General features: G+C 65.9%; 24 protein-coding genes. 9 read left to right on the forward strand and 15 right to left on the reverse strand.

The genetic code is table 11. From position 1 onward, the window contains the following. Window position 1: 1 nt before the first annotated feature. The 5 genes from AC1DOQ_RS05060 to AC1DOQ_RS05080 are packed head-to-tail and all read right to left on the reverse strand — an operon-like array spanning window position 2 to window position 5,019. Entirely contained in the window at window positions 2-2,134 is a 2,133-nt protein-coding gene (locus tag AC1DOQ_RS05060; RefSeq protein ID WP_477360889.1) for a type IV pilus secretin PilQ, read from the reverse strand. Beyond that, entirely contained in the window at window positions 2,131-2,679 is a 549-nt protein-coding gene (locus AC1DOQ_RS05065) for a pilus assembly protein PilP (protein WP_477360890.1), read from the reverse strand. The genes AC1DOQ_RS05060 and AC1DOQ_RS05065 overlap by 4 nt, the downstream gene beginning before the upstream one ends. Beyond that, window positions 2,676-3,338, reverse strand: coding sequence for a type IV pilus inner membrane component PilO (locus AC1DOQ_RS05070; protein WP_477360892.1), 663 nt, complete (start codon window positions 3,336-3,338; stop codon window positions 2,676-2,678). Before AC1DOQ_RS05070 ends, AC1DOQ_RS05065 begins: the two co-directional genes overlap by 4 nt. Then, on the reverse strand, window positions 3,335-3,943 hold the full coding sequence (locus AC1DOQ_RS05075; RefSeq protein WP_477360894.1) for a PilN domain-containing protein: 609 nt from the start codon (window positions 3,941-3,943) through the stop codon (window positions 3,335-3,337). Before AC1DOQ_RS05075 ends, AC1DOQ_RS05070 begins: the two co-directional genes overlap by 4 nt. Then, window positions 3,943-5,019: a pilus assembly protein PilM gene (locus tag AC1DOQ_RS05080; RefSeq protein WP_477360896.1), complete on the reverse strand. Its 1,077-nt coding sequence runs from the start codon at window positions 5,017-5,019 to the stop codon at window positions 3,943-3,945. The genes AC1DOQ_RS05075 and AC1DOQ_RS05080 overlap by 1 nt, the downstream gene beginning before the upstream one ends. A 339-nt stretch (window positions 5,020-5,358) precedes the next feature. On the opposite strand from AC1DOQ_RS05080, the gene AC1DOQ_RS05085 reads away from it, so the two are divergent. From AC1DOQ_RS05085 to AC1DOQ_RS05095, 3 genes are all read left to right on the forward strand, one after another. Beyond that, the gene (locus AC1DOQ_RS05085) at window positions 5,359-7,710 is read left to right on the forward strand and encodes a penicillin-binding protein 1A (protein WP_477360898.1); all 2,352 of its coding nucleotides are present in this window, start codon (window positions 5,359-5,361) and stop codon (window positions 7,708-7,710) included. 98 nt (window positions 7,711-7,808) lie between these two features. Then, window positions 7,809-9,311, forward strand: a complete 1,503-nt coding sequence (locus AC1DOQ_RS05090; RefSeq protein ID WP_477360900.1) for an ATPase domain-containing protein — start codon at window positions 7,809-7,811, stop codon at window positions 9,309-9,311. Further along, a complete protein-coding gene (locus AC1DOQ_RS05095) occupies window positions 9,311-10,825 on the forward strand; it encodes a hybrid sensor histidine kinase/response regulator (protein WP_477360902.1) in 1,515 nt (504 codons plus the stop codon). The genes AC1DOQ_RS05090 and AC1DOQ_RS05095 overlap by 1 nt, the downstream gene beginning before the upstream one ends. On the opposite strand, the gene cyaY is transcribed toward AC1DOQ_RS05095, so the two are convergent. Next, window positions 10,812-11,141 carry an iron donor protein CyaY gene (gene cyaY / locus AC1DOQ_RS05100; RefSeq protein WP_441934870.1) on the reverse strand — a complete coding sequence of 110 codons (330 nt, stop codon included), beginning with the start codon at window positions 11,139-11,141 and terminating at the stop codon, window positions 10,812-10,814. The two genes, AC1DOQ_RS05095 and cyaY, sit on opposite strands and share 14 nt — an antisense overlap. A 41-nt stretch (window positions 11,142-11,182) precedes the next feature. Here cyaY and lptM point away from each other — a divergent pair, with 41 nt between their 5' ends. Together lptM and lysA are read left to right on the forward strand one after the other, a co-directional pair. Then, window positions 11,183-11,434 (forward strand): LPS translocon maturation chaperone LptM, encoded by a 252-nt coding sequence (lptM, locus tag AC1DOQ_RS05105; RefSeq protein ID WP_477360904.1) that lies wholly within the window; start codon window positions 11,183-11,185, stop codon window positions 11,432-11,434. 2 nt (window positions 11,435-11,436) lie between these two features. Beyond that, window positions 11,437-12,711, forward strand: a complete 1,275-nt coding sequence (lysA, locus tag AC1DOQ_RS05110; RefSeq protein ID WP_477360906.1) for a diaminopimelate decarboxylase — start codon at window positions 11,437-11,439, stop codon at window positions 12,709-12,711. Window positions 12,712-12,714: 3 nt separating this feature from the next. Here lysA and AC1DOQ_RS05115 read toward each other — a convergent pair whose 3' ends face one another. Continuing rightward, window positions 12,715-13,665: a helix-turn-helix transcriptional regulator gene (locus AC1DOQ_RS05115; protein ID WP_477360908.1), complete on the reverse strand. Its 951-nt coding sequence runs from the start codon at window positions 13,663-13,665 to the stop codon at window positions 12,715-12,717. 57 nt (window positions 13,666-13,722) lie between these two features. On the opposite strand from AC1DOQ_RS05115, the gene AC1DOQ_RS05120 reads away from it, so the two are divergent. Together AC1DOQ_RS05120 and AC1DOQ_RS05125 are read left to right on the forward strand one after the other, a co-directional pair. Next, window positions 13,723-14,346, forward strand: coding sequence for a LysE family translocator (locus AC1DOQ_RS05120; RefSeq protein ID WP_477360910.1), 624 nt, complete (start codon window positions 13,723-13,725; stop codon window positions 14,344-14,346). Next, complete coding sequence (locus tag AC1DOQ_RS05125) at window positions 14,343-15,134, forward strand: NIPSNAP family protein (protein ID WP_477360912.1); 792 nt, start codon at window positions 14,343-14,345, stop codon at window positions 15,132-15,134. The genes AC1DOQ_RS05120 and AC1DOQ_RS05125 overlap by 4 nt, the downstream gene beginning before the upstream one ends. Before the next feature lie 4 nt (window positions 15,135-15,138). Here the strand turns inward: AC1DOQ_RS05125 and AC1DOQ_RS05130 are convergent, their stop codons facing one another. The 7 genes from AC1DOQ_RS05130 to AC1DOQ_RS05160 form a co-directional block, all read right to left on the reverse strand. Continuing rightward, window positions 15,139-15,444, reverse strand: a complete 306-nt coding sequence (locus tag AC1DOQ_RS05130) for a hypothetical protein (protein ID WP_477360914.1) — start codon at window positions 15,442-15,444, stop codon at window positions 15,139-15,141. Window positions 15,445-15,514: 70 nt separating this feature from the next. Then, complete coding sequence (locus AC1DOQ_RS05135; RefSeq protein ID WP_441934863.1) at window positions 15,515-15,700, reverse strand: hypothetical protein; 186 nt, start codon at window positions 15,698-15,700, stop codon at window positions 15,515-15,517. Window positions 15,701-15,704: 4 nt separating this feature from the next. After that, window positions 15,705-16,379, reverse strand: a complete 675-nt coding sequence (locus AC1DOQ_RS05140; RefSeq protein ID WP_477360915.1) for a protein-methionine-sulfoxide reductase heme-binding subunit MsrQ — start codon at window positions 16,377-16,379, stop codon at window positions 15,705-15,707. Between the two features lie 10 nt (window positions 16,380-16,389). Further along, window positions 16,390-17,370, reverse strand: coding sequence for a protein-methionine-sulfoxide reductase catalytic subunit MsrP (msrP, locus tag AC1DOQ_RS05145; RefSeq protein WP_477360917.1), 981 nt, complete (start codon window positions 17,368-17,370; stop codon window positions 16,390-16,392). Between the two features lie 121 nt (window positions 17,371-17,491). Further along, window positions 17,492-18,676 (reverse strand): c-type cytochrome biogenesis protein CcsB, encoded by a 1,185-nt coding sequence (gene ccsB, locus AC1DOQ_RS05150; RefSeq protein ID WP_477360919.1) that lies wholly within the window; start codon window positions 18,674-18,676, stop codon window positions 17,492-17,494. Window positions 18,677-18,703: 27 nt separating this feature from the next. Beyond that, window positions 18,704-20,830 (reverse strand): cytochrome c biogenesis protein ResB, encoded by a 2,127-nt coding sequence (locus AC1DOQ_RS05155; RefSeq protein WP_477360921.1) that lies wholly within the window; start codon window positions 20,828-20,830, stop codon window positions 18,704-18,706. A 63-nt stretch (window positions 20,831-20,893) separates the two neighbouring features. Beyond that, on the reverse strand, window positions 20,894-21,574 hold the full coding sequence (locus tag AC1DOQ_RS05160) for a c-type cytochrome (protein WP_477360923.1): 681 nt from the start codon (window positions 21,572-21,574) through the stop codon (window positions 20,894-20,896). Between the two features lie 187 nt (window positions 21,575-21,761). On the opposite strand from AC1DOQ_RS05160, the gene yihA reads away from it, so the two are divergent. After that, a complete protein-coding gene (yihA, locus tag AC1DOQ_RS05165) occupies window positions 21,762-22,469 on the forward strand; it encodes a ribosome biogenesis GTP-binding protein YihA/YsxC (RefSeq protein WP_477360925.1) in 708 nt (235 codons plus the stop codon). Between the two features lie 18 nt (window positions 22,470-22,487). Beyond that, on the forward strand, window positions 22,488-23,501 hold the full coding sequence (gene hemB, locus AC1DOQ_RS05170; RefSeq protein WP_477360927.1) for a porphobilinogen synthase: 1,014 nt from the start codon (window positions 22,488-22,490) through the stop codon (window positions 23,499-23,501). A 57-nt stretch (window positions 23,502-23,558) separates the two neighbouring features. Here the strand turns inward: hemB and AC1DOQ_RS05175 are convergent, their stop codons facing one another. Continuing rightward, window positions 23,559-24,389, reverse strand: a complete 831-nt coding sequence (locus AC1DOQ_RS05175; RefSeq protein WP_477360929.1) for a hypothetical protein — start codon at window positions 24,387-24,389, stop codon at window positions 23,559-23,561. Window positions 24,390-24,583: the final 194 nt, after the last annotated feature.

Here is a 24,583-nt window from a genome sequence, read left to right on the forward strand (position 1 = left end):
TTCAGTGTGCCGCGTTCTGCAGGTGCTCGGTCACGATCTTCGGGGTGATGAATACCAGCAGCTCGGTCTTCGAGGTCGAGCGCGCCGTGGTCTTGAACAGGTGGCCCACCACCGGCAGGTCGCCGAACAGCGGCACCTTGGAGTCGTTCGAGGTCTCGGTCTGCTGGTAGATACCGCCGAGCACCACCGTGCCGCCGTTCTCGACCATCACCTTGGTCTTCACGTGCTGGGTGTTGATGGCGAATCCGGAGGCGGTGCTCTCGCCTTTCGAATCCTTGTTCACGTCGACGTCCAGCACCACGTTGCCGTCCGGCGTGACCTGCGGCGTCACTTCCAGGCGCAGGTTGGCCTTCTTGAAGGTGACCGAGGTCGCGCCACTGCTGGTGGCCTGCTGGTAGGGCAGTTCGACGCCCTGCTCGATCACGGCCGCCACGTTGTCTTCGGTGACCACGCGCGGGCTGGAGATGATCTTGCCCTTGCCGTCCGCTTCCAGCGCCGACAGCTCCAGGTTCAGGAAGCGGTTGGCCGCCGACGAGAACAGCGAGAAGGCGATGGTCGGCGCATTGACGCCGTTGATCGGCGCCGCCGGCAGGTTGACCAGCTGGGTGTTGTTGTAGGAGTCGCTGGTCAGGGCCAGCTGGCCGGTGGTCTGGCCGATGCCGTTCAGATTGCCGCCGACCGCCACGCGCTGGTTGCCGCTGACCTGGTAGCCGGAGTCGCCGCCGCGGATGGTGCGCATGTCGGCGAAGCCCAGCTTGGCGCCGAGGTTGCGCGAGAAGCCGTCGTTGGCCTCGACCAGGCGCGCTTCGACCAGCACCTGCTTGGTCGCGATGTCGACCTTCTGGATCAGCTTGCGCACTTCTTCCAGCCTGGACGGGATGTCGGTCACGAACACCTGGTTGGTGCGCGGATCGATGGTGGCGCTGCCGCGCTTCGACAGCACGCGGTTGCCGGCGCCGGCCGCGCCGCCGCCGTCCAGGCCGAACACGGTACGGAAGGCTTCGGCCTTCTGGTAGTTCAGCTGGAAGATCTCGGAGCGCAGCGGCTCGAGGTCGGCGATCTGGGCCTTCTGCTCGAGCTCCAGTTTTTCCTTGGTCAGCAGCTCTTCCTTCGGCGCGATCCACAGCACGTTGCCGTTCTTGCGCATGTCGAGGCCCTTGGCCTGCATGATCACGTCCAGCGCCTGGTCCCAGGGCACCTGCTTCAGCTGCAGGGTCAGGCTGCCGCTGACGGAATCGCTGGCGATGATGTTCAGGCCCGAGATGTCGGCCACCGCCTGCAGGGCGGCGCGCACTTCGACGTTCTGGAAGTTGAACGAGATCTTCTCGCCCTTGTAGCCCTGCGGTCCCTGGGCCAGGCGGTTCGGGTCTTCCTTGACCGGCTTGACGTCGATGACCAGCTGGGTGTCGCTCTGGTACACGCTCTGTTCCCAGTTGCCCTGGGCCTCGATCGTCATGCGCACGTTCTCGCCCGAAGGCGTGGTGGTGACGCGGGTTACCGGGGTGCCGAAGTCGGTCACGTCGAGGCGGCGGCGCAGCGTGGCCGGCAGGCCGGTGCGCAGGAAGTTGACCGTGATCTGGTTGCCGGCCTGGCGCACGTCCACCGGCACCTGGCTGTTCGGCAGGTCGACCACGATGCGGCCTTCGCCGTTGGCGCCGCGGCGGAAATCGAGGTCGCGCAGGTTCTGGCGGGCCGCCGGGGCCGCCGGATGGGCCGGCAGGCCGGACGCGTTGACCGCCTGCGCCACGCCGCCCGAGCCTTCGACGGTCAGGATCACCGACTTGCCGTCGATCGCGGCGGCATAGCTCAGCGGGCGCTTCAGGTTCAGCACCAGGCGGGTGCGCTCGCCGGCCTGCACCACGTTCACGCCGCGCACGTCGCCCAGGTTGATGTCCTGGGCACTCTTGCCGGTGGCGTTGGCGGTGGAGCCGAAGTCGAGCGCGATGCGCGCCGGGTTGGTGATCGAAAAGCCGATCGGCAGCTTGGCCGGGGCCTGCTTCATCGCCACGTTGATGACGACGTTATTGCCTTGCTGGTTGGCGCTGATCGATTCGATCGCGTTGTCCTGTGCGAAGACGCTGCCGGCGCCGAAGGCCAGCACCAGGCCGAGGGCGATGCTTCCAAGTCGGGTCATTTATGGTTCTCCTTGCTTTGCAGCTCAAGCTTCGCGATGCGCTCGACCCATTCGCCGGCAGCGTCCTGCACCACTTCACGGATATTGATGGCGTCGTCGCCCACGCGGGTGACGATGCCGAAATTCTGGCCGATGCGCTGGCCGGCGCGGACCTGGTAGACCGCGCGGTCGACCTGCAGCAGCGCGTAGTTGGTGCCGCCCTTCTGCATCGTGCCCACCATGCGCATGGTGTCGAGCGGGAAGTTCTCGAGCAGTTCGCGCGCTCGCTTCAGGTCGGGCTTGTTCGGGTCCGGCGAGGTCTCGGCCGCCTTGGCCAGCTGGTTGAGCAGCTTGTTCGGATTGAAGGGGTCCACCGCGTCCCTGTCGCCGTAGGCGAAGGGGATGAAATCCTTCGGTTCGGCCAGCGGCTTCACGGCCGGCCGGGTGTCGCGCTTGACCTGGTCCATCCAGTCGCGCACTTCCTTGACGTCGCTGTCGCCGCAGCCGGCCAGCAGCAGCGCCGCGGCCGCCAGGGCGCCGGCCCGCTTCATCATGTGCCCGCTCACGCCTTGGCCTCCTTCTTCTTTTTCTTCCTGGCCTTCGATTGCGCATCCAGTTCGTCCTGGTCGAGGTAGCGGAAGGTCTTGGCGATGGCGTCGAGCGACAGCGTGCCGTCCTTGCCGGTGCTGAGCGCCAGGTTGTTCAGGGTGACGATGCGCGGCATCTTCGCCACGTCGGCGGCGAATTCGCCGATGTCGTGGTAGCTGCCGGTGACCTTGATGTCGATCGGCTGCTCGGCATAGTAATCCTTGACCACCGCCTGGCCCGGCCTGAACAGCTCGAACTGCAGGCCGCGGCCGAGGCCCGCCTGGTTGATGTCCGACAGCAGGGCCGCCATCTCGGCCTTGCTCGGCAGCTGCTTCTCGAGCCGTTCGACGTAGCGGTTGACCTGCTGCTGCTGGGCTTCCAGCGCGTCCAGGTTGATCGCCTGCGCCATCTTCGCCTTGTAGGCATCGCGCAGGGTCTGCTCCTGCGCGGCCAGGGCCTGCTGTTCCTCGAACTGGCCGCTCCAGTAGAAGAAGTAGCCGAGGCCGATCGCGGCGGCCATCACGCCGGCCGCGCACAGCAGGCGCGGCGCCAGCGGCCACAGGCCGGGATGGCGGCCCTGCAGGCCTTCGAACTGGGAGGCGATGTCGGCGCCCAGCTGTTTCAGATCGATGTTCATTTTTTCGGTCCCGGCTTCGCGTTCTCTTTGGCGATCTCTTCTTTTTCACGCGCGCGCTTGATCGACACGTTCAGCGTGAATTCGACGACCTTGCGTCCGGTCTTGCTCTGGGCCAGGGTGGCGGCGCGCACCTCGGCCAGGTCCGGGCGTTCCAGCCACGGCGAATTGCCCGACAGGTTGCGCAGCAGTTCGGCGACCCGTTCCTGCGACTGCGCCACGCCCGTCAGCAGCACCTTCTGGCCATCCTGCCTGAAGCTCTTCAGGTAGACCCCTTCCGGCGTCTGGCGCACCAGTTCGTCGAGCAGGTAGACCGGCTGGTTGCGGTCGCCCTGCAGGTCCTCGACCGCCTGCTGGCGCGCCTTCAGCGCCTCGATCTCGGACTTCAGGTTGGCGATCTTCTTGATCTTGACGTCGAGTTCCGCGTTGGCCTGCTTGAGCACCTCGTTGCGCTGGTTCTGGGTGGCGATGACGCTGGCGTTGTAGCCGCCCACCATCAGCACCAGGGCCCCGCCGAGCACGCCGCCAAGGGCCAGCAGCGCGGCAAACGCCGCCTGCTTCTGCTTGCGTTTCGCTTCCCGGTGGGGAAGCAGGTTAATCCGGATCATCAGCCAAACCTCCGCAGTGCCAGGCCGCAGGCGACCAGGTAGGCCGGCGCCTCGTGACGCAGCTGCTGTTCGCGCACCGAAGGCGCCAGCTGCATGCCCTTGAACGGCGAGATCACGCTGCAGCTGATCCTGGTGCGGCTGGCGATGATGTCGGGCAGGCCGGCCACCTGGGCGCAGCCGCCGGCCAGGTAGATCTGGTCGATGCGGGTGTACGGGGTCGAGGTGAAGAAGAACTGGATCGCGCGCGTGACTTCCAGCGCGGCGTTCTCCAGGAAGGGCGTCAGCAGGTCGGCGCCGTAGTTGTCGGGCAGGTCGCCGGCCTTCTTGCGCGCTTCCGCCTCCTCGAAGGACAGGCCGTAGGCACGCACGATGTCCTGGGTCAGCTGGATGCCGCCGAAGGGCTGTTCGCGTTCGTAGATGGTCTCGCCGTTCTGCAGCACCGAGATGTGGGTGGCCTGGGCACCGATCTGGAACAGGGCCACGATCTGCCCTTCCTTCGCGCCGCCTTCTTCTTCGATCGCGCGCTGGGCCGCCGAGCGCGCCGCGTACGATTCGATGTCCATCACGGTGGCAGTGAGGCCGGCCGCCTCGGCGATCGCGACCCGGTCCTCGACCTTTTCGCGGCGCGCCGCCGCCAGCATCACTTCCATGTCTTCCGGCGAGTTCGGCGCCGCGCCGATGACGTCGAAGTCCAGGCTGACCTCGTCCAATGCAAACGGGATATACTGGCTGGCTTCGGACTCCACCTGCACTTCGAGCTGGTCTTCGGCCAGGCCCGCGGGCAGGATGATTTTCTTGGTGATGACGGCGGCCGGCGGCATGCCGAGCGCGACATGCCTGACCCTGCTGCCGCTCTTCTTCCAGACGCGCAGCACCGCTTCCGATACGGCTTCGATATTCTCGATGTTACCGTCGACCACGGTACCGCGCGGCAGCGGCTCGGACGCATAGCGCTCCAGTCGCAGCGCGCCCTTGCCGGCATCCGCCAGCTCCACCAGGCGCACGCCGGACGTACTGATGTCGATCCCGATCAAGGGCGGGTTGGACTGTCCGAACAAGGAACCTAGACTGATCACGAGCGTTGCTCCCTCTTTGCTTCTTTGCGTTCCTGAAGAACGGCTATTGAACGCCCGCGTTGGGGAATTATTTGTTTTGAAAAACCAGCGACTTAGTGCGTCTTATTTATGTGCATACTGAAGGCACTGTGTTAAATCGTAGCAATAAGGATGACCTCAGACAAGATATTTCTACATGGGAACACTTTGGTCCGAAGCAGGAAAACGACAGTTGGTTTTTCCCTGTCGTAGATCAATATTGTCACCGTTTACACAGCTGTTATCGACTTGACCAGTCGCGTTTCGATATCGCCCCTGCCTTATAATGAATCTGATCAACACAGCGAACCATTCATGCGTATGAAAGCATCTTCGAACGGGGCGCCGACCCCGCCCTCCCCGCCTTCCAACAAGCACAGCCCGAAGCGTATCTTGCTGACCCTGCTGGCCGCCCTGTCCGGCCTGGCGGTGTGCGGTGTGCTGGTGGTCGTGTTCGCACTGGCGCTGGCCTACCCCAACCTGCCCGCCCTCGATACCCTGACCGACTACCGGCCGAAGATGCCATTGAGGATCTTCACCGCCGATAACGTCCTGATCGGCGAATTCGGCGAGGAGCGCCGCACCCTGGTGCACTTCAAGGACATCCCGGACGTGATGAAGAAGGCCGTGCTGGCGATCGAGGACGACCGCTTCTACGAGCACGGCGGGGTCGACTACTGGGGCATCCTGCGCGCGGCCCTGCACAACGCCACCGGCGGTGCGCGCCAGGGTGCCTCGACCATCACCCAGCAGGTGGCGCGCAACTTCTTCCTGTCCTCGGAACAGACCCTGAAGCGCAAGGCCTACGAGGCCCTGCTGGCCTGGAAGATCGAGAAGAACCTGAGCAAGGACCAGATCCTCGAGGTCTACATGAACCAGATCTACCTGGGCCAGCGCGCCTTCGGCTTCTCGTCGGCGGCCCAGATCTACTTCGGCAAGGACCTGAAGGACATCACGGTGGCCGAAGCGGCCATGCTGGCCGGCCTGCCGAAGGCACCCTCGGCCTACAACCCGGTGGTGAATCCGAAGCGCGCGCGCCTGCGCCAGCAGTACATCCTGCAGCGCATGCACAACCTCGGCTACATCACCGATGCGCAGTACGAGACCGCGAAGAACGAGGAACTGAAGATCAAGACCGACAGCACGGCCTTCGGCGTGCATGCCGAGTACGTGGCCGAGATGGCGCGCCAGCTGGTCTACGAGCAGTTCAAGGAAGACACCTATACGCGCGGCCTGAACGTGTTCACCACCATCACCAAGGCCGACCAGGACGCCGCCTACCTGGCGCTGCGCCGCGGCGTGATGGACTACGAGCGCCGCCACACCTACCGCGGCCCGGAAAAATACATCGAGATCCCGTCCAGCAAGGCCGAGGCCGACGAAGCCATCGAGGCCGAGCTGGCCGAGCATCCGGATTCCGACGACATCCTCGCCGCCATCGTGCAGCAGGCCTCGCCCACCCAGGTGACGGCGGTGCTGGCCTCCGGCGAGGAAATCAAGATCACCGGACCCGGCCTGGCCTTCGCGCGCGAATGGCTGTCGCCGAAAGCGGCCGAGACCCGCCGCCTGCGCCGCGGCGCCGTGATCCGCGTGACCCAGGACGGCGGCTCGGCCTGGAGCATCACCCAGATGCCGCAGGTGGAATCGGCCTTCGTGGCGGTGAGCCCGGACGACGGCGCGATCCGTGCCCTGATCGGCGGCTTCGACTTCAACCGCAGCAAGTTCAACCACGTCACGCAGGCCTGGCGCCAGCCGGGGTCCTCGTTCAAGCCCTTCATCTATTCGGCCTCGCTGGAGCGCGGCTTCTCGCCGGCGACCCTGATCAACGACGCCCCGATTTCCTTCGATGCCGGCTCGACCGGCGGCCAGGCCTGGGAGCCGAAGAACTACGACGGCAAGTACGAGGGCCCGATGACGATGCGGCGCGGCCTGATGAAGTCGAAGAACATGATCTCGATCCGGATCCTGAACAAGATCGGCGCCCGCTACGGCCAGGAATACGCGACCCGCTTCGGCTTCGACGCCGACAAGAACCCGCCCTACCTGACCCTGGCGCTGGGCGCAGGCGCCACCACGCCGCTGCAGATGGCGGGCGCCTATTCCGTGTTCGCGAACGGCGGCTACCGCGTGATGCCCTACATTATTTCGAAGGTGACGGACGCGGACGGCAAGGTGCTGTCGGAAGCGCGCCCGGAACGCGCCGGCGTCGACGCCAACCGCGTGATCGACGAGCGCAACGCCTACCTGATGGACAGCATGCTGCGCGACGTGGCCCGCTTCGGCACCGCCGCCAAGGCCCAGCAGGTGCTGAAGCGCCCCGACCTGGCGGGCAAGACCGGCACCACCAACGACTCGATCGACGCCTGGTTCGCCGGCTACCAGCCGCACCTGGTGGGCATCGCCTGGATGGGCTACGACCAGCCGCGCAACCTGGGCAACCGCGAAACCGGCGGCGGCCTGGCGCTGCCGATCTGGATCGGCTTCATGCAGAAGGCGCTGAAGGACGTGCCGGTGGCGGAGCGCCAGCTGCCGGCCGGCCTGGTGCAGTACGGCGACGAGTACTACTATGTGGAGAACCCGCCGGGCACCGGCGTGCAGTCGCTGGACGTCGGCAATCAAGCGCCGGCGGACCAGCAGAAGGCCCGCGACGCGGTCCGGAACGAGCTGTTCTGAGGGCTGCCGTACGGTGCCGCGCTTGTTGCCGAAACTGTGTAATCATGTAACTGTTTCAATACAATGCGGCACCGCCGGGACAAGACATCATCATCATCATGAGCCTCCAGAATACTTCCAGTACCGCCTTCATCTCGACCGGCATCCCCGGTCTCGACAATGTCCTCGGCGGCGGCCTCACCAGGGACAGGCTCTACCTGGTCGAAGGCGATCCCGGCGCCGGCAAGACGACGCTGGCGCTGCAGTTCCTGGCGGAAGGCGCGGCGCGCGGCGAGACCGTGCTGTATATCACCCTGGCCGAGACCGAAGTCGAATTGCGGGCGGTCGCCGAGACGCACGGCATGTCGCTGGACGGCATCTCCGTGCAGGAAGTGATACCGGATGAAAGCCTGCTCGACCCAAGCGAGCAGTACACGGTGATGGATCCGTCCGAAGTCGAGCTGGGCGAAACCAACAACATGATCATCAGGCTGGTCGAGAAGCTCAATCCGAGCCGGGTCGTGCTCGATTCGCTGTCCGAACTGCAGCTGCTGTCGGGTACCCCCTTGCGCTACCGGCGCCATGTGCTGGCACTCAAGCAGTACTTCTCGAAGCGTTCCTGCACCGCCCTGCTGCTCGACGACAAGACCTCGCTCAAGGGCGACCAGCAGGTGCGCAGCATCGCCCATTGCGTGATCTCGCTGCAGCACACCGATTCCGAGTACGGCGCCGAACGGCGCCTGGTGCGGGTCCTGAAATACCGCGGGGTCGCCTTCCGGCGCGGCCCGCACGACTATTCGATCGTCACCGGCGGCCTGGTGGTCTATCCGCGCATCGTCGCCGCCGAGTCGCGCCAGATCGTCCGGCGTGGCCAGCTCGGCAGCGGCCTTGCCAAGCTGGACCAGCTGCTGGGCGGCGGGATCGAGGAAGGCTCGAGCACCCTGGTGGCCGGGCCGCCGGGCACCGGCAAGTCCAGCGTGGCCATCCAGTTCGTGAAGGCGGTGACGGACCGCGGCGGGCGCGCCGCCATGTTCCTGTTCGAGGAATCCTTCAATACCCTGCTGAACCGCAGCGAAGGCATCGGGCTCGACCTGCACACGCCTTTCGAGTCCGGCCTGCTGACCGTGAACCAGATCGATCCGGCGGAGATGTCGCCCGGCGAATTCACCCATGCCGTGTGCGGCGCGGCGGACCAGGGCGCCAGCGTGATCGTGATCGACAGCCTGAACGGCTACATGAACGCCATGCCCGAAGCCGGCTTCCTGTCGACCCATCTGCACGAAGTCCTGACCTACCTGGGGCAGCGCGGGGTGGCGACCTTCCTGGTCGGGGTCCAGCAAGGCATCGTCGGCAACAACATGTCGACCGGGATGGACGTCAGCTACATGGCGGACAACGTGCTGATCCTGCGCTACTTCGAAGCCCAGGGCGCGGTCCAGAAAGCGATCTCCGTGTTCAAGAAGCGCGGCAGCGCGCACGAGACCACGCTGCGGCACTTCGACATCACCAAAAACGGCATCGTCGTCGGCGCCGTGCTCAGGAATTTCCAGGGAGTCCTGACGGGCGTACCGACCATCCTGGACATGGACGGCGGACGGCACGATACCGCTTCGGCGAACTGATGCCGGCTAACGATCTCGAAGAGCGCATCCTGATCCATGCACCGGTCGGCAAGGACGCGCGCCTGATCCAGGAGCTGTTCGGACGCGCCGGCATCGCGTGCGGCGTATGCGCCCAGCCCGGCCAGCTGATCGACGAACTGGCACGCGGCGCCGGTGCGCTGCTGGTCGGCGACGAGGCGATCACGCCGGACTTCGTACGCGGCCTCAAGCATTTCATAAACCACCAGCCGGACTGGTCCGACCTGCCGGTGCTGGTCATGAGCCGGCGCGGCGCCACCGCTTCCGGCCTGGAGCACCGCTACCTGGAGCTGGGCAACGTCTCGCTGCTGGAGCGTCCGGCCCAGGGCGTGACCCTGGTGAGCGCCGCGCAGTCGGCCCTGCGCGCCCGGCGCCGCCAGTATGCGATGCGCGAAGTCGACCAGCGCAAGGACGAGTTCCTGGCCATGCTGGGGCATGAACTGCGCAATCCGCTGGCGCCGATCCGCGCGGCGTCCGACCTGCTGCGCATCCCCGACCTCGACCGCGAAAAGATCCGCCAGACCAGCGAGATCATTTCGCGCCAGGTGAAGCACATGACGGGCCTGATCGACGACCTGCTCGACCTGTCGCGGGTCTCGCGGGGCCTGGTCACGCTCGACGAAACCCTGCTCGATGCCCGGCAGATCGTCACCTCCGCCGTCGAGCAGGTGCGCCCGCTGATCGACAGCCGCAGGCACCGCGTGTCGATCCAGTTACCGCACGAGGCCATCTTCGTGCACGGCGACCAGAAGCGCCTGGTGCAGGTGGTCGCGAACATCCTGAACAACGCCGCGAAATACACGCCGGAGGGCGGCGAGATCGCGGTGGCGCTGCACGCCGACGGCGACAGCGTGGCCTATACCGTCACCGACAACGGCATCGGCATCGCCCCCGACATGCTCGACCGGGTATTCGACCTGTTCGCGCAGGCGGAACGCAGCGCCGACCGTTCGCAGGGCGGGCTCGGCATCGGCCTGGCGCTGGTCAGGAACCTGGTGGCGCGTCATGGCGGCAGGGTCTCGGCGTCCAGCGAGGGCGCCGGCAAAGGAAGTTGCTTCACGGTGAAGCTGCCGCGGGTGGCGGCGCCCGGCGCCGGCGCCGCCCCGGCGCAGCACGACGCCGCACCGGCCGATGCCCACGGCCTGCGCCTGCTGGTGGTCGACGACAACGACGATGCGGGCCAGATGCTCGGCCTGTTCCTGGAAACCGCCGGCTACCGGGTCGAGGTGGTGCAGAGCGCCCACGCGGCGCTGGCAGCCGCCGGCGCGGAGCGCTTCGACGCCTGCCTGCTCGACATCGGCTTGCCGGACATGGACGGCAACGAACTGGCGCAGCGCCTGCGCCGCCTGCCGCACACGGCGCAGGCGACCCTGGTCGCCATCACCGGCTATGGACAGGAGGCGGACCGCGCCAGGACCAGCGCCGCCGGCTTCGACCACCATTTCGTCAAGCCGGTGGACATGGACGCCCTGTTGGGCGTCCTCAGCGCAATTTGACCGGCGCCCCGCCCTGCTGGGTGGCGTAGTCGGACAGCGAGGTGAACAGCTCGCTGTCGTCGCGGGTGTTGCGCCATTCGTCGCCGACACGCTTGTAGTGGAAACCGCCGGCACGCGCCGCCACCCACATCTCCTGCAGCGGGGCCTGGCTGTTGACGATGATTTTCGAACCGTTGTCGACGAATTCGATCTCCAGCACATTGCCGCTGCGTTTGCATTCGACGTCGACGACGTCCTGCTCGAACAGGCGATCGAAGGCCAGTTCGATCTCGTTCAGGGTGGACTCGGCGAGGTCCAAAAATTCGGTTTCGGTCATGCTACACTCCAAGGTCTGCTAATCAAACCGTGATTCTAATCGTGAAGTCCCCATTTGCGCTCCCGGCCTTTGTTGCGGCCACTCTGGCCCTGCTGTCCGCCTGCGGCCAGCCCGGCCCGCTCTACATGCCCAAGCCGCCGGGCCGCCCCGCCGCCAAGGCCCCAGCCGCCGTCGTTCCGGCCACCACGGCCACGCCGCCGGCGCCGGCCGCCGGCACGACGCCGCCGAGCGCGGGATCGAACGCCAACAATACCCAAGCCACCAACCCGCCCTCCCCGGCCAGCCAACAGTAACCATGTCGCACTTCTCGTTCCAAGACGGCGTCCTGCACGCCGAAAGCGTCTCCCTGTCCGCAATCGCGCAACGATTCGGCACCCCGACCTACGTGTATTCGAAGGCCCAGCTGCTGCAGAACTTCCGCGGCTATGCGGCGCCGGCCCAGGGCCGCGATGCCCTGGTCTGCTATGCGATGAAGGCGAATTCGAACCTGGCCATCCTCGACATCCTGGCGCGCGAAGGCGCCGGCTTCGACATCGTCTCGGGCGGCGAACTGCTGCGCGTGATCGCGGCCGGCGGCGATCCCGGCAAGGTGATCTTCTCGGGCGTCGGCAAGACCGTGGCCGAGATCGAACTGGCGCTCGACAAGGGCATCCTGTGCTTCAACGTCGAATCGATCCCCGAACTGCACCGCATCAACGAGGTGGCGGGCCGCCGCGGCAAGCGCGCGCCGGTATCGCTGCGCGTGAACCCGAACGTCGATCCCAAGACCCATCCCTATATCGCCACCGGCCTGAAGGCCAGCAAGTTCGGCGTGGCCTTCTCGGACGCGCTCGACACCTACCGTACCGCGGCCTCCCTGCCGCACCTGGAAGTGGTCGGCATCGACTGCCACATCGGTTCGCAGTTGCTGGACGACGCCCCGCTGCTGGAAGCGCTCGATAAGCTGATCGAGCTGATCGACACCCTGGCCGGCGAAGGCATCCACCTGCACCACCTGGACGTCGGCGGCGGCCTCGGCATCGACTACGGCACCGGCGACAACGCCCCGGTGGCGATCGGCGATTACGTGTCGCGCGTGTTCGCGCGCGTGGACGCCTGGCGCGCCGAGAAGTACGAGGGCAAGCCGATCAAGGTGATCTTCGAACCGGGCCGCTCGATCGTCGGCAATACCGGCGTGCTGCTGATGTCGGTGGAATTCCTGAAGCCGGGCGAAGAAAAGAACTTCTGCGTGATCGACGCCGCCATGAACGACATGGCCCGTCCGGCCCTGTACCAGGCCTGGATGGACGTCAAGCCGGTGGTCCCGCGCGCAGGCGGCACCGTGAAGTACGACCTGGTCGGCCCGGTCTGCGAATCCGGCGACTGGCTGGCGCGCGACCGCGAGCTGGCGGTCGAACCGGGCGACGTGCTGGCGATGATGGCGGCCGGCGCCTATGGCTTCACGATGGCCTCGAACTACAACACCCGCGGCCGCGCGGCCGAGGTGCTGGTGGACGGCGACCAGGTCCATTTGATCCGCCGCCGCGAGACGCCGGAAGAGCTGTTTGTGCTGGAAACCATCGTCAAGTAAGCATCACTCCCCGGCGCAGCGCAGCAGGCGCCGGACGCAGTCTCCCACCGCCGCCCTCAGTTCCGGAGGGTGGCGGATCTCGAACTCGAAGGGCATGCCGGCCAGCTGGCGCGCGAACCAGTCCAGTTCGTCGGACTGGGCGCGCACCAGCACGCCCCCGGCCGTTTCCTCCAAGATCCCCGCTTCGGCAAACAGGTGGGCCCGCACCGAGGCCAGGTCGGTCTTCAACAGCACCTCGATCGAGAAGGCGCGCGGCAGGGTCGCGATGGAGCGCACCAGATGGTCCATCGGATCGAAGCCGGGCGGCCGCTCGAAATCTTCCTCCAGCGGCTCCACGCCCGCGATCCGGTCCAGCCTGAAGGTCCGCAACTCCTGCCGCAGATGGCACATGCCGGCCGCGTACCAGCGCCCGTGGCGCAGCGCCACGCCATAGGGATCGAAGCGGCGCGCCGATTCCTTGCCATGATGGTCGCGGTAGCGCAGCAGCACCCGCCGGCAGGCCTGGGCCGCGCCGGTCAGCAGCACCAGCGGCTGGTTGTTGGCCGGCGCCAGCGCGCGCGCCGCATCGAGCCTGACGGTTTCGTCAACGGCGCGCACGCGGCGCCTGAGCTGGTCGGGCATGATGCGCTCCAGCTTGGCCTGGGCGCTGGCCACCGCCGGCGCCGCCTCGGCCAGCCCGAGTCCGCGCGCGGCGAGCAGGCCGAGCGATAGCGCCAGGGTTTCGTCCTCGGTGAACATCATCGGCGGCAGCTTGAAGCCGGGCATCAGCGCATAGCCGCCCGCCCGTCCGCGCTCGGCCGTGATGGGAATGCCGATGTCCTCCAGCTTGCCGACGTAGCGGCGCAGGGTGCGGCGGTCCACGCCCAGACGCGGCGCCAGGTCGGCGCCGCTCATGCGGCCATGGGTCTGCAGCAGCTCCAGCAGGGCGAGAACGCGGGTCGTCGGATGGTACATAGGACCGATTATGACCTATATACCGCTTACGCTCCCATTTTGACCATGGAGGCGAACATGAACGGCAGCGGCACGCTCTGGCTGTATTTTGTCCTTGTATTCGGCATCATCGCCCTGCCCGGGCTCGACATGGCCTATGTGCTGGCCAATGCCCTGACCGGCGGGCGCGGCGCCGGCCTGGCCGCGGTGGGCGGCATCGTCGCCGGTGGCGTCTGCCATATCGCGATGGGCGCGCTCGGCGTGGCCGCCATCGTGCGGCTGTGGCCGGCGCTGTTCAATGCGCTGCTGGTGGCCGGCGCGGCCTATATCGCCTGGATCGGCTGGCACCTGGCGCGTGCCGGCGCCACCAGGCTCGAGGTGCGCGCCGACGCGCCCGCGCAGCCGGCGGCATCCGTGTTCCTGAAGGGGATGGCGACCTGCCTGCTGAACCCGAAGGCCTATGTGTTCATGCTGGCGATCTTCCCGCAATTCCTGAAGCCGGCCCAGGGACCGATCTGGGCCCAGGCCACCGCGCTGGGCCTGATCACGGCCGGCACCCAGGCCGGCGTCTACGGTGGCGTCGCCCTGCTGGCGCAACGGGCCGGCGGCTCGCTCGGCGCCAGCGGGCTGGCCACGCGCGCGGTCGGCATGCTGCTGGTCGGCACCGGCATCGTCACCGTCGTGCAAGGGTGGCAGGCATGAGCCGCCGCCTCCTTGCCGGCGCGGCGCTGGCCTGCGCGCTGTCCTCTTCCGCCGCCATGGCGGCCCGGGATTGCTGTCCGATCGTCGAGCTGCGCCAGTACACCATGCATCCAGGCAAGCGCGACGAGCTCATCTCCCTGTTCGAGGACCGCTTCATCGAAAGCCAGGAAGCCACCGGCATGCGCATCGCCGCCACCTTCCGCGACCTCGCCGACCCCGACCGTTTCGTGTGGGTGCGCGGCTTCCAGGACATGCAAAAGCGCCACGACGCCCTCACCGCCTTCTACTACGGTCCCGTATGGCAGGCCAACCGGGAGCAGGCCAACGCCACCCTGGCCGACAACGACAACGTACTGCTGCTGCACCCGGCCTTCGCCGGCAGCGGCTTCGCCCTCGACGGCCTGGTCCGCCCGGCCAGAGGCGACACGAGCGCCAGCCGCCTGGTGGTCGCGACGATCTATTACTTGCGGGAAGACACGCTGGCGGGATTCGCCGCCGCCTACCGGCGCGAGATGGCGCCGCTGCTGGAGGGCCGCGGCGCGCGCATCCTCGCCCAATATGTGACGGACAGGAGCAAGAATACCTTCGAGCGCCTGCCCGTGCGCGAAAAGGACAATGTGTTCGTCAGCTTTGCCGCCTTCGACGATGCGGATGCCTACGACAGGCATGTAAAGGCGCTGGCGGCGGACCAGCGCTGGCGCGCCATGCTGGCGGATCATGCGGCGCGCATGGAACGGGTGCCGGAAACCCTGCGTCTGGCGCCGACGCCGCGTTCGCTGGTGCGCTAGCCGCTCAGTGCCGTCCGCCCCAGCCGCCGCGGCCGCCCCAGCCGTGTCCGCGCCCGCCGCCCCAGCCGCCGCGATGGCCGCCGCCGTAGCGGTGCTCGTAGAAGCCGAAGCTGAGCGAGAGCGGCGGCCCGACATAGGTCGGATAGCCGTAGCTGTAGGGATAGTAATAAGGATAATCCACCACCGGCGCGGAACCATAGGCGTCGTAGGCGGCATAGGGCGGCGGCGCATACACGCAGCCCGACAGGCTTGCGGCCGCCAGCGAAAGAATCAGGCGTTTCGCCGCGCCTTTCGTACCGGTATCCATCACGACGCCCTCCCATGCTTCCTTACTGAATTCTAGGTCAGGATTCACGGTTTGCAACGCCGATTTGTAACTCTTAATCTCTTCCGCGGGAGCGATCCTCGGGCCAGGCCTGGCGCGCGCAGGCGGCGGCCTGCTCGTTCCAGCGTCCGTCCAGCACCAGGCAGCGGTCGACCGAGGAGCCGGTGCGGAAGCGCGACGCGGCCAGCACCAGCACGAGCACCAGTGCCAGCAGCAGGCCGATGACGGAAGGTCCCTTCATCACGTCAGGAACTCACCGATCGTGAGGGAGCGGGAGTGCGCGTGCGGTTCCAGCTCCAGACCACGCGCAGGCCGAGCAGCACGGCGACGACCAGACCCCAGACGATGGGCTGCTCGAAATTGTGCTTGCCCGCCTTCATCCACCAGTAATGCAGGATCGCCAGCGGCGCGATCAGGTAGATCAGGCGGTGCAGCTGGGCCCAGCGCCGGCCGAGGCGCTTGATCATGGCGTTGGTGCTGGTCGAGGCCAGCGGCAGCAGCAGCACGAAGGCGATGAAGCCGACCGTGATGAAGGGGCGCTTGAGCACGTCCTTCCACATGGCGCCGAAGTCGAAGCGGTGGTCGGCCCACAGGAAGGTGAGGAAGTGCATCAGCGCATAGAAGAAGGTGTACAAGCCCAGCATGCGCCGCAGGCGGATCAGCCAGTTCCATCCCGTGAAGCGGCGCAGCGGCGTGATCGCCAGGGTGGCGCACAGCAGGTAGAGGGCCCAGTCGCCGGTGCCGTGGGTCACGAACTCGACCGGGTCGACCGGCACCTGCCGGAGCGTCAGCCAGACGATGCGCGCGAACGGTAGCAGCGCCAGCACGAACACCACGGCCTTGAGCGCGGCGAGCTGCTTGGGCGTCGGGCCGAGAGACGGCTTTTTGATGGCCGGTCTTTGGGTCGCGTTGGCTGTCATCGTTCCTTGGTCAGAAAAATTTCTTCAAGTCCATCCCACTATACAGGGAAGCCACCTGGTCATAGCCGTTGAACATCAGGGTCTTGCGCTTCGGCGCGAAGAAGCCGCCTTCGCCGATGCGGCGCTCGCTGGCCTGAGACCAGCGCGGGTGGTCGACGTTCGGATTCACGTTCGAATAGAAGCCGTATTCCTCGGGCGCCACCGTGTTCCAGGCGGTGCGCGGCTGGTCGCGCACGAAGCGGATGCGCACGATCGACTTGGCCGACTTGAAGCCGTATTTCCAGGGCACGATCACGCGCACCGGCGCGCCGTTCTGGTTCGGCAGCACCTGGCCGTACATGCCCACCGTAAGCAGGGTCAGCGGATGCATGGCTTCGTCCATGCGCAAGCCTTCCACATAAGGCCATTCCAGCACGCGGCTGCCGACGCCGGGCATCTGGCGCTTGTCGGCCAGGGTGGTGAACTCCACGTATTTCGCATTGCCGTTCGGCTCGACCTGCTTGATCAGGTTGGCCAGCGAATAGCCGACCCAGGGAATCACCATCGACCAGCCTTCGACGCAGCGCAGGCGGTAGATGCGCTCTTCCAGCGGCGCCAGTTTGGCGAGGTGGTCGATGTCGAGGGTGAGCGGCTTCTTGATTTCGCCGTCGATCTGCACCGTCCACGGGCGGGTACGCAAGGTATGGGCGTTCTGGGCCGGGTCGGATTTATCGGTGCCGAATTCGTAGAAGTTGTTGTAGTGGGTCGCATCCTCGAAGGAGGTCTGCTTTTCCGTGGTCGAGAAGGCGGCGTTGCGGGTAGCGGCCAGCTTGGCGGCGGGAGCGCCCTGCGCAAAGGCTTCGCGGTTGGCGAGCTCCCACAGCGAGGAGCCGACCGCGGCGGTGGCGGCGATCTGCGCGATGAACTTGCGCCGGCCTTCATAGACCTCGCGCGGCGTAATTTCGGAGGGGAACGGCAAGTCGATACCGTTCGGGTTTCGTTTGATCAGCATGGCTGGCTCCACTAAGCATGTCCGGCGCACGAAATGCGCCGGACATATCAACCTTACACCATCTGTTCCCGGTTAGCTGTTACCGTAGAGCCTACTGACAGATTTGTAATCGGACTGTCATTCAAAGCTTGCCGTAGGAGTGCAAGCCCGACAGGAACATGTTCACGCCCAGGAAGGCGAAGGTGGTGACCAGCAGGCCGATCAGGGCCCACCAGGCGGCCGCGCGGCCGCGCAGGCCGGACATCAGGCGCATGTGCAGCCAGGCCGCGTAGTTCAGCCAGACGATCAGGGCCCAGGTCTCCTTCGGGTCCCAGGACCAGTACCCGCCCCAGGCCTCGGCCGCCCACAGCGCGCCCAGGATGGTCGCCACCGTGAAGAAGGCGAAGCCGACCGAGATCGACTTGTACATGACGTCGTCCAGCACCTCGAGCGCAGGCAGGCGGTCGGCCAGGATGCCGTGCGACTTGAGCAGGTAGGCGCAGCCGACCATTGCCGCCAGCGCGAAGGTACCGTAGCCGATGAAGTTGGCCGGCACGTGGATCTTCATCCACCAGCTCTGCAGGGCCGGCACCAGCGGCTGGATCTCGGCGGCGTCGCGCGCCACCGTGTACCACAGCAGGAAGCCGACCGCGGCCGAGATCACCAGCAGCACGAACGGGCCCAGCTGGCGAGTGGCGTAGCGCTGTTCGTAGTACAGGTAGAACAGCGCGGTGATCATCGAGAATAGGATGAAGACTTCGTACAGGTTCGATACCGGGATGTGGCCGACGTCGCTGCCGATCAGGTAGGACTCGTACCAGCGCACCATCATGCCGGTGAAGCCCAGCACCACGGCGGCCCAGCACAGGGTCGAGCCGACGCTGGCGCCGAACGGCGACCTGGCGATCAGGCCGCCCCAGTAGAACACGGTCGAGAACACGAACAGGGCGCTCATCCACAGGATCGCGGACTGGCTCGACAGCATGTACTTGAGGAAGAATTTCTGGTTCGCGGCATCCAGCGTCCCGCCGTACAGCGACACGCCCCACAGCGACAGCACGGCGATCAGCGGGATCAGCCAGCGCACCGGCTTCCAGTGCCAGCCCAGCAGGGCGAAGGTGGGCGCCGCCAGCACCAGGATCGCCTGCTCGTAGATGTCCATGAAGCTGCCGTAGCGCTGCAGGGCGAACAGCGAGGCCGCCAGCAGGCCGGCGCCGTAGAGCCAGTCGATGACGGTCAGGCTCTTGAAGAAGCCCGGCGGCTGCGTGTACGCCGTCCGCGAAGAAGCCTGCGAAGGCGTGCTGGGGGGTTGGGTTGCTTGAGACATAGGTCCTCTCTATCTCCGGTGCCAGGTCTAGCTTACGCCGATTTGCTCCGCTTGCGGCAGCCTGTTCTTCAAATCATCGAACTCCCGTTCGAAGTCGAGCGTCTTGCGCTGGGTGCTCATCGCCATCAGCGCATGCGCATCGCCGTCCTCTTCCTTGACCCAGACCCAGATGCGGCGCTCGCGGATGTAGAACATCGCGAAGATGCCCATCACCAGCAGCAGGCAGCCCAGGTAGACCACTTTCTTGCCCGGCGAGCGCGTCACCTGCAGCACCGAGGCCTTCACTTCCGTGAAATCCTCGAGCGAGAGGTAGACCGGCGCACCGTAGAAGAAACTATCGGACAGGGCATTCGTGGCCAGTTGCAGGAAGCGGCCGTGGGCCTCGCTGGGCTCGACCGGCGGCTCGCCCGCATGCACGTGCGCAGCCTGCCACAGCTCCCACATCACGCCGTTGAGCATCTTCATGAAGACATTGGCCGCCTTTTCCTGGTCGGCCGGCGGAATCCGTTCGAGGAATTGCGAGACCGCCACATAGCCGCCGCTGCCGCTCTTGCCGTCGCCGGCGAAGATCGCCAGGGTCTTGGCCGCCGATTCCTGCAACTGGCGCGCCAGGGCGGCGTCGTCGCGCGACTGCGGCATCGCCCGCTCGGCATAGCGGCGCGCGGCTTCTTCGCGCAGCGCCGGATCGGCCAGCGCGGCGCGCAGGCGCATCCACTCGCGCACGCTGTGCTGGTCGTCGGCCGGGATGCGCAGGTAGCTGAACTGGTCGCCCGGGTTGTTGCGCACGCCGGCCAGGTAGACCTGGGCGCCTTCGAGCGTCACCGGCTGCATGTAGTTCATGAATTCGCGCGCCTGGCCGGTGCTGTCGCGCAGCTTGTACTGGACGCTCGGGCCGACGTTCTTGAGGTCCTTGTTGTTGGCGTTCTTGGCGGCCGAGCCCGTATGTTGGGACAGGGTGCGGGCAAACTGCTCGTTGAACGATTCGCCCTTCCTGACGTCGCGCGTGTCCTGGCCTTCCTTCGTGTTCTCGACGTTGAAGGCGCGGAAGCCCGACCATTCGACGGTATAGGCGCCGCCGGCCTGCTGGAGTCCGGCGGGTTTCAGCTCGGTCGCGCCGCCGACTTCGCCCGCGATCTCGAACGGCTTGCTCGAGGCTCCCGTCATCGGGTAGCCGGTCAGTTTCAGCTTGCTGCCGCCATCCTCGATGCCGGACTGGTAGACGGCAACGCCGCGGTAGATCAGCGGCTGGTTGACCTTGATGCTGGCCGGGAAGCTCTTGCCGGTCTCGTGGTCGCGGATCACGACTTCGCTGGCGAACAGCCTGGGCATGCCGGTCGAGTAGAAGTCGACGATGAATTTGTTCAGGTGGATCGTGAACGGCAGCTCCTGCACCAGCACGCCGTTCGCCTGCTGCAGGATGGCAGTGCTGCTGTTCTGCCCTTCCGGGATCATGGTGTTGCCGCGGAAGCTGGGATTGCCCAGGCCCAGCCGGTGCTGGGGCGGGATCTGCGAGATCAGGCCGGCGCCCATATACGGAGTCTTGCCCATGAACCATTGCTGGAAGCGGATGGGCAGGTCGGAATCGAGCAGGCCGCCCAGCAGGATCACGACGATGGCCGAGTGGGCGAAGATATAGCCGAACTTGTTGCCGGCACCCTTCTTGGCCGCCACCAGCACGCCGTTCGGCTTGTCGACCAGTTTCACGCGGTAGCCGGCATTGCCGAGGCGCTGGGCGGTGCGGCTGGCCAGCGCCACCGGGCTGCCGGGGGCCGTCCATTCGGTCTTGTGGTGGAAGTTGCGCAGCGATTCCTCGCGCACGCTTTCGCGCCAGCTGCGCATGTCGCGCAGCATCTTGGGCGCATTGCGCGCGATGCACAGGCTGGTCGAGACGATCAGGATCGCCAGCATCGCCAGGAACCACCAGGCGCTGTAGACGGTGTACAGGCCCAGCTTGCGGAAGATCTCGAACCAGAACGGACCGAACTGGTTCACGTAGTCGGGCGAGGCCTGGTTCTGCTTCATCACGGTGCCGATGATGGCCGCGATCGCCACCATCACCAGCAGGGTGATCGCGAAGCGCATCGACGACACCAGTTCGACCGCCTCGGCCAGGCCGCGGCGGCGGGTCTTCAGTTCAATTCCGGTGGTACTCATCGCTTCCTAAGATAACACGCGGCCGCTGCCGCGGCCGCCCCGTCGCGCTCCCGCGCGGGCGGATTACTTCAGGCCGGCGATATAGTCGGCGACGGCTTTCATTTCCTCGTCCGACATGCGCTTGGCCAGCGTGCCCATCTGCGGGCTGTTGTTGCGGGCGCCGCTCTTGAAGGCCTGCAGCTGGGTGAAGGTATAGTCCTGGTGCTGGCCGGCCAGGCGCGGATACTGGGCCGGGATGCCCGAACCGGTGGCGCCGTGGCAGCTGGCGCAGGCGGCCACGCCGCGGTCGGCGATGCCGCCGCGATAGATCTTGCGGCCCAGTTCGACGGTGTCCTTGTTTTTCGCCGCGCCCGGCTTGGCCTGCTGGGCCGACAGCCAGGCGGCGATATTGCTCTTCTCTTCGTCGCTCAGCATCTTGGCGTAGGTGGTCATCACCGGCTGCTGGCGGTTCGGGGTGGTGAAGTCGACCAGCTGCTTGTGGATGTAGGCCTGGGGCTGGGCGGCCAGCTTGGGATTGGCGACGATGGTGGAGTTGCCGCCCGCGCCATGGCAGGAAGCGCAGGCCGGCAGGCCGCGTGCGTTGTCGCCGGAGTCGTACAGGGAGCCGCCCTTCGCGGGGTCAAGCTTCGGAGCGGAGCCATGCGCCGCATCGGCGGCGGAGGCACTACCGGCAACCATCAAGGTCGCGAGCAGCAAGGACTTTACGATTGCCGCGCCGGCGGCCGGGGAAAACACACGATTCATTCAAGCACCCTGAAAAAATTAAGACAATAATTCTTGCGTACAGTGCAGCGGCCATGCTCGTGTCCTGCCATCGAAGAGCGTCAGGGGCTCTTGGGGCCGACGACAGGTAACTCCCTATTGTACAATAGCTTTGTTTCCGAACCGCCTCTTTTGTTGTCTTTTTCGCTCCAACCAAGCGCCCCCACCCATGTCCAAACTCTGGCAAGCCCGCTTCTTCACGACCGTCAACCAGTTGCGCGACCTCCCGCGCACCCAGGTGCCGGAAATCGCTTTCGCCGGACGCTCCAACGCGGGCAAGTCGACGGCGATCAATATCCTGACCAACCAGAAGGGACTCGCCTTCGCCTCCAAGACGCCGGGCCGCACCCAGCACATCAACTTCTTCTCGATCGGCGGCGCCCACGTGGCCATGCACCGCAAGGACGCGACCAATGTCGACGAGATCCGCGCCCTGCTGGTCGACCTGCCCGGCTACGGCTATGCGGAAGTGTCGGGCGATGCCAAGCTGCACTGGCAACGGCTGCTGGGCGACTACGTGCAGCGCCGCGAGCAGCTGGCGGCCCTGGTCCTGATCATGGATTCGCGCCGCCCGTTCACCGAGCTCGACATCCAGATGCTGGAATGGTTCGCCCCGACCGGCAAGCCGATCCACTGCATCCTGACCAAGGTGGACAAGCTGAACCGCAACGAGTCGACGAATGCGCTGCGCCAGGCGCAACAGGTGCTCGACAGCTACGTCGACGAGGAAGGCAATGGCTTCCCGTTCACGGTGCAGCTGTTCTCGGCCCTCAAGCGCGTGGGCATCGACGAAGCGAACGACAAGATCATCGAACTGCTGGGCCTGGACGATGACGGCAGCGAAGAGGACGAGGCCCCGCAGGACGCTCCGCTCTGAACCTTTCAAGGAAAAGACATGCCGATCATTACCCCTAGCCAGTACCCCGCCGTCCGCATGCGCCGCATGCGCCGCGACCCGTTCTCGCGCGCCCTGATGCGTGAGAATACCGTCACCGCGTCCGACCTGATCTACCCGGTGTTCATCATCGACGGCCAGAACCAGCGCCAGCAGGTCGCCTCGATGCCCGGCGTGGAACGCGTGTCGGTCGACCTGCTGATGAAGGTCGCGGAAGAATGCGTGAGCCTGGGGATCCCGGTACTGGCCCTGTTCCCGATGGTCGACGCCTCGCTGAAGACCTATGACGGCATCGAAGCGACCAATCCGGAAGGCCTGGTGCCGCGCGCCGTCCGTGAGCTCAAGCGCAACTTCCCGCAGCTGGGCATCATGACCGACGTCGCGCTCGACCCCTACACCACCCATGGCCAGGACGGCCTGCCGGACGAGAACGGCTACATCGTCAACGAAAAGACCATCGCCATGCTGACCCGCCAGGCCATGGCCCAGGCCGAGGCCGGCGTCGACATCATCGCCCCCTCGGACATGATGGACGGCCGCATCGGCGCGATCCGCATGGCGCTGGAAGAAAAGGAATTCATCCACACCCGCATCATGGCCTACTCGGCCAAGTACGCCTCCGGCTACTACGGCCCGTTCCGCGACGCGGTGGGATCAAGCGCCAACCTGGGCAAGGCCGACAAGAACACCTACCAGATGGACCCGGCCAACAGCGACGAAGCCCTGCGCGAAGTGGCGCTGGACATCGCCGAAGGCGCCGACATGGTCATGGTCAAGCCCGGCATGCCCTACCTGGACGTGGTGCGCCGCGTGAAGGACGAGTTCAAGGTGCCGACCTTCGCCTACCAGGTCAGCGGCGAGTACGCGATGCTGCAGGCGGCTTTCCAGAACGGCTGGCTGGATCCGGACAAGATCGTCCTCGAGACCATGATGTCCTTCAAGCGCGCCGGCGCCGATGGCGTGCTGACCTATTTCGCGCTGGATGTGGCGCGTCGCTTGAAGGCGATGGCTTGATCGTTTAATTTGCTCGAACAATGAAAAAACCGCGCTTCGGCGCGGTTTTTTTTCACCTCATCTCGGTGGCTTGTACTCCGGGAACATCTCCTTGTACAGGAAGTCCATCAGCTCCTTCGTATCCTGCGGCCGCGCCGACAAGGTCACCACCTTGTTCAAACGGTGCGAATCCCACTCGAAGTCGCCGGTCTTTTCCTTGCGGATCAGCTCGATCATCTTCTTGACGATGGCGGTCTCGATGTCCGGATCGCTGCCGCGCTCCACCGACACCGCGGTCAGCCAGCGCCGCTTGAAGTTCGGGTTCCAGCCGCGGAATTTCAGGTCGGCGTGGCTGAAGGTCTTGTTGGTGACGCTGAACACGCCGCCGGTCTCGTTCGGATCCTGGCCGCCGCGGCCGTTGATGGCGGCGATGTTGGCGAGGGCGTTGCGCATGCCGCGCTGGGCGTCGCTTTCCTCGGCCGGCTGCTCGCTGCGGGCGCCGCGTGCCTGGCGGCGCTTCTCGATATAGGCGGCCATGTCGGTCTCGTCCGGCTGCAGCTTGGTCTCTTCCTTCGGCTGCGGCTTCGCTTGCTCGACCGGCTTTTCGTTCGGCAAAGTAATCGTGTCGGGCAGGCGCTGGACCTGGGTCACGCGCGGCCTCGGCTTCGACGGCGCCGGCTTTGCGCTCTGCTTCGATTCCTGCTGCGGGGTTTTCGGCGCCGGCTTGCTCGGCTTCTCGGGCGGCAGCCAGACGATCGCTTCCTCCCCTTTCGGCGGCGCCGAATGCTGCTCGCGCTGGGGATGGAACAGCCAGATCGCCACCAGCAGCAGGTGCAGGCCGATCGTGATGCCCAGGCCGGTGCGGTTGAGGCGGCGCTCCCCGTACGTCGCTACCTTCCGTCCAGGCAAGGGCTGGCCGCAATGTGCGCACACATCGCTCTCTTCCGATGGAGTATGGGAATGGTCACGCAAGATAGCTGTACAACTTTCCGGGAAGTAGCAAAGAATGATCCGAGGGCCGCAGTCTACCCTGTTTCGGGCGGCCCGCCCACGTTTGTTGGACCTTCGCTAACAGCTTACAAGCTGGTCGGATTAATGGATGT

It is taken from the genome of Massilia sp. 01N417 (genome assembly GCF_056399645.1).

What these genes read in the sequence shown, in the direction of transcription:
- AC1DOQ_RS05060 (WP_477360889.1), bottom strand. Translation starts at nt 2,134, where the DNA reads ATGACCCGACTTGGAAGCATCGCCCTCGGCCTGGTGCTGGCCTTCGGC.
- AC1DOQ_RS05070 (WP_477360892.1), bottom strand. Translation starts at nt 3,338, where the DNA reads ATGAACATCGATCTGAAACAGCTGGGCGCCGACATCGCCTCCCAGTTC.
- AC1DOQ_RS05075 (WP_477360894.1), bottom strand. Translation starts at nt 3,943, where the DNA reads ATGATCCGGATTAACCTGCTTCCCCACCGGGAAGCGAAACGCAAGCAG.
- AC1DOQ_RS05085 (WP_477360898.1), top strand. Translation starts at nt 5,359, where the DNA reads ATGAAAGCATCTTCGAACGGGGCGCCGACCCCGCCCTCCCCGCCTTCC.
- AC1DOQ_RS05090 (WP_477360900.1), top strand. Translation starts at nt 7,809, where the DNA reads ATGAGCCTCCAGAATACTTCCAGTACCGCCTTCATCTCGACCGGCATC.
- AC1DOQ_RS05095 (WP_477360902.1), top strand. Translation starts at nt 9,311, where the DNA reads ATGCCGGCTAACGATCTCGAAGAGCGCATCCTGATCCATGCACCGGTC.
- cyaY (WP_441934870.1), bottom strand. Translation starts at nt 11,141, where the DNA reads ATGACCGAAACCGAATTTTTGGACCTCGCCGAGTCCACCCTGAACGAG.
- lysA (WP_477360906.1), top strand. Translation starts at nt 11,437, where the DNA reads ATGTCGCACTTCTCGTTCCAAGACGGCGTCCTGCACGCCGAAAGCGTC.
- AC1DOQ_RS05115 (WP_477360908.1), bottom strand. Translation starts at nt 13,665, where the DNA reads ATGTACCATCCGACGACCCGCGTTCTCGCCCTGCTGGAGCTGCTGCAG.
- AC1DOQ_RS05120 (WP_477360910.1), top strand. Translation starts at nt 13,723, where the DNA reads ATGAACGGCAGCGGCACGCTCTGGCTGTATTTTGTCCTTGTATTCGGC.
- AC1DOQ_RS05125 (WP_477360912.1), top strand. Translation starts at nt 14,343, where the DNA reads ATGAGCCGCCGCCTCCTTGCCGGCGCGGCGCTGGCCTGCGCGCTGTCC.
- AC1DOQ_RS05135 (WP_441934863.1), bottom strand. Translation starts at nt 15,700, where the DNA reads ATGAAGGGACCTTCCGTCATCGGCCTGCTGCTGGCACTGGTGCTCGTG.
- AC1DOQ_RS05140 (WP_477360915.1), bottom strand. Translation starts at nt 16,379, where the DNA reads ATGACAGCCAACGCGACCCAAAGACCGGCCATCAAAAAGCCGTCTCTC.
- msrP (WP_477360917.1), bottom strand. Translation starts at nt 17,370, where the DNA reads ATGCTGATCAAACGAAACCCGAACGGTATCGACTTGCCGTTCCCCTCC.
- ccsB (WP_477360919.1), bottom strand. Translation starts at nt 18,676, where the DNA reads ATGTCTCAAGCAACCCAACCCCCCAGCACGCCTTCGCAGGCTTCTTCG.
- AC1DOQ_RS05155 (WP_477360921.1), bottom strand. Translation starts at nt 20,830, where the DNA reads ATGAGTACCACCGGAATTGAACTGAAGACCCGCCGCCGCGGCCTGGCC.
- AC1DOQ_RS05160 (WP_477360923.1), bottom strand. Translation starts at nt 21,574, where the DNA reads ATGAATCGTGTGTTTTCCCCGGCCGCCGGCGCGGCAATCGTAAAGTCC.
- yihA (WP_477360925.1), top strand. Translation starts at nt 21,762, where the DNA reads ATGTCCAAACTCTGGCAAGCCCGCTTCTTCACGACCGTCAACCAGTTG.
- hemB (WP_477360927.1), top strand. Translation starts at nt 22,488, where the DNA reads ATGCCGATCATTACCCCTAGCCAGTACCCCGCCGTCCGCATGCGCCGC.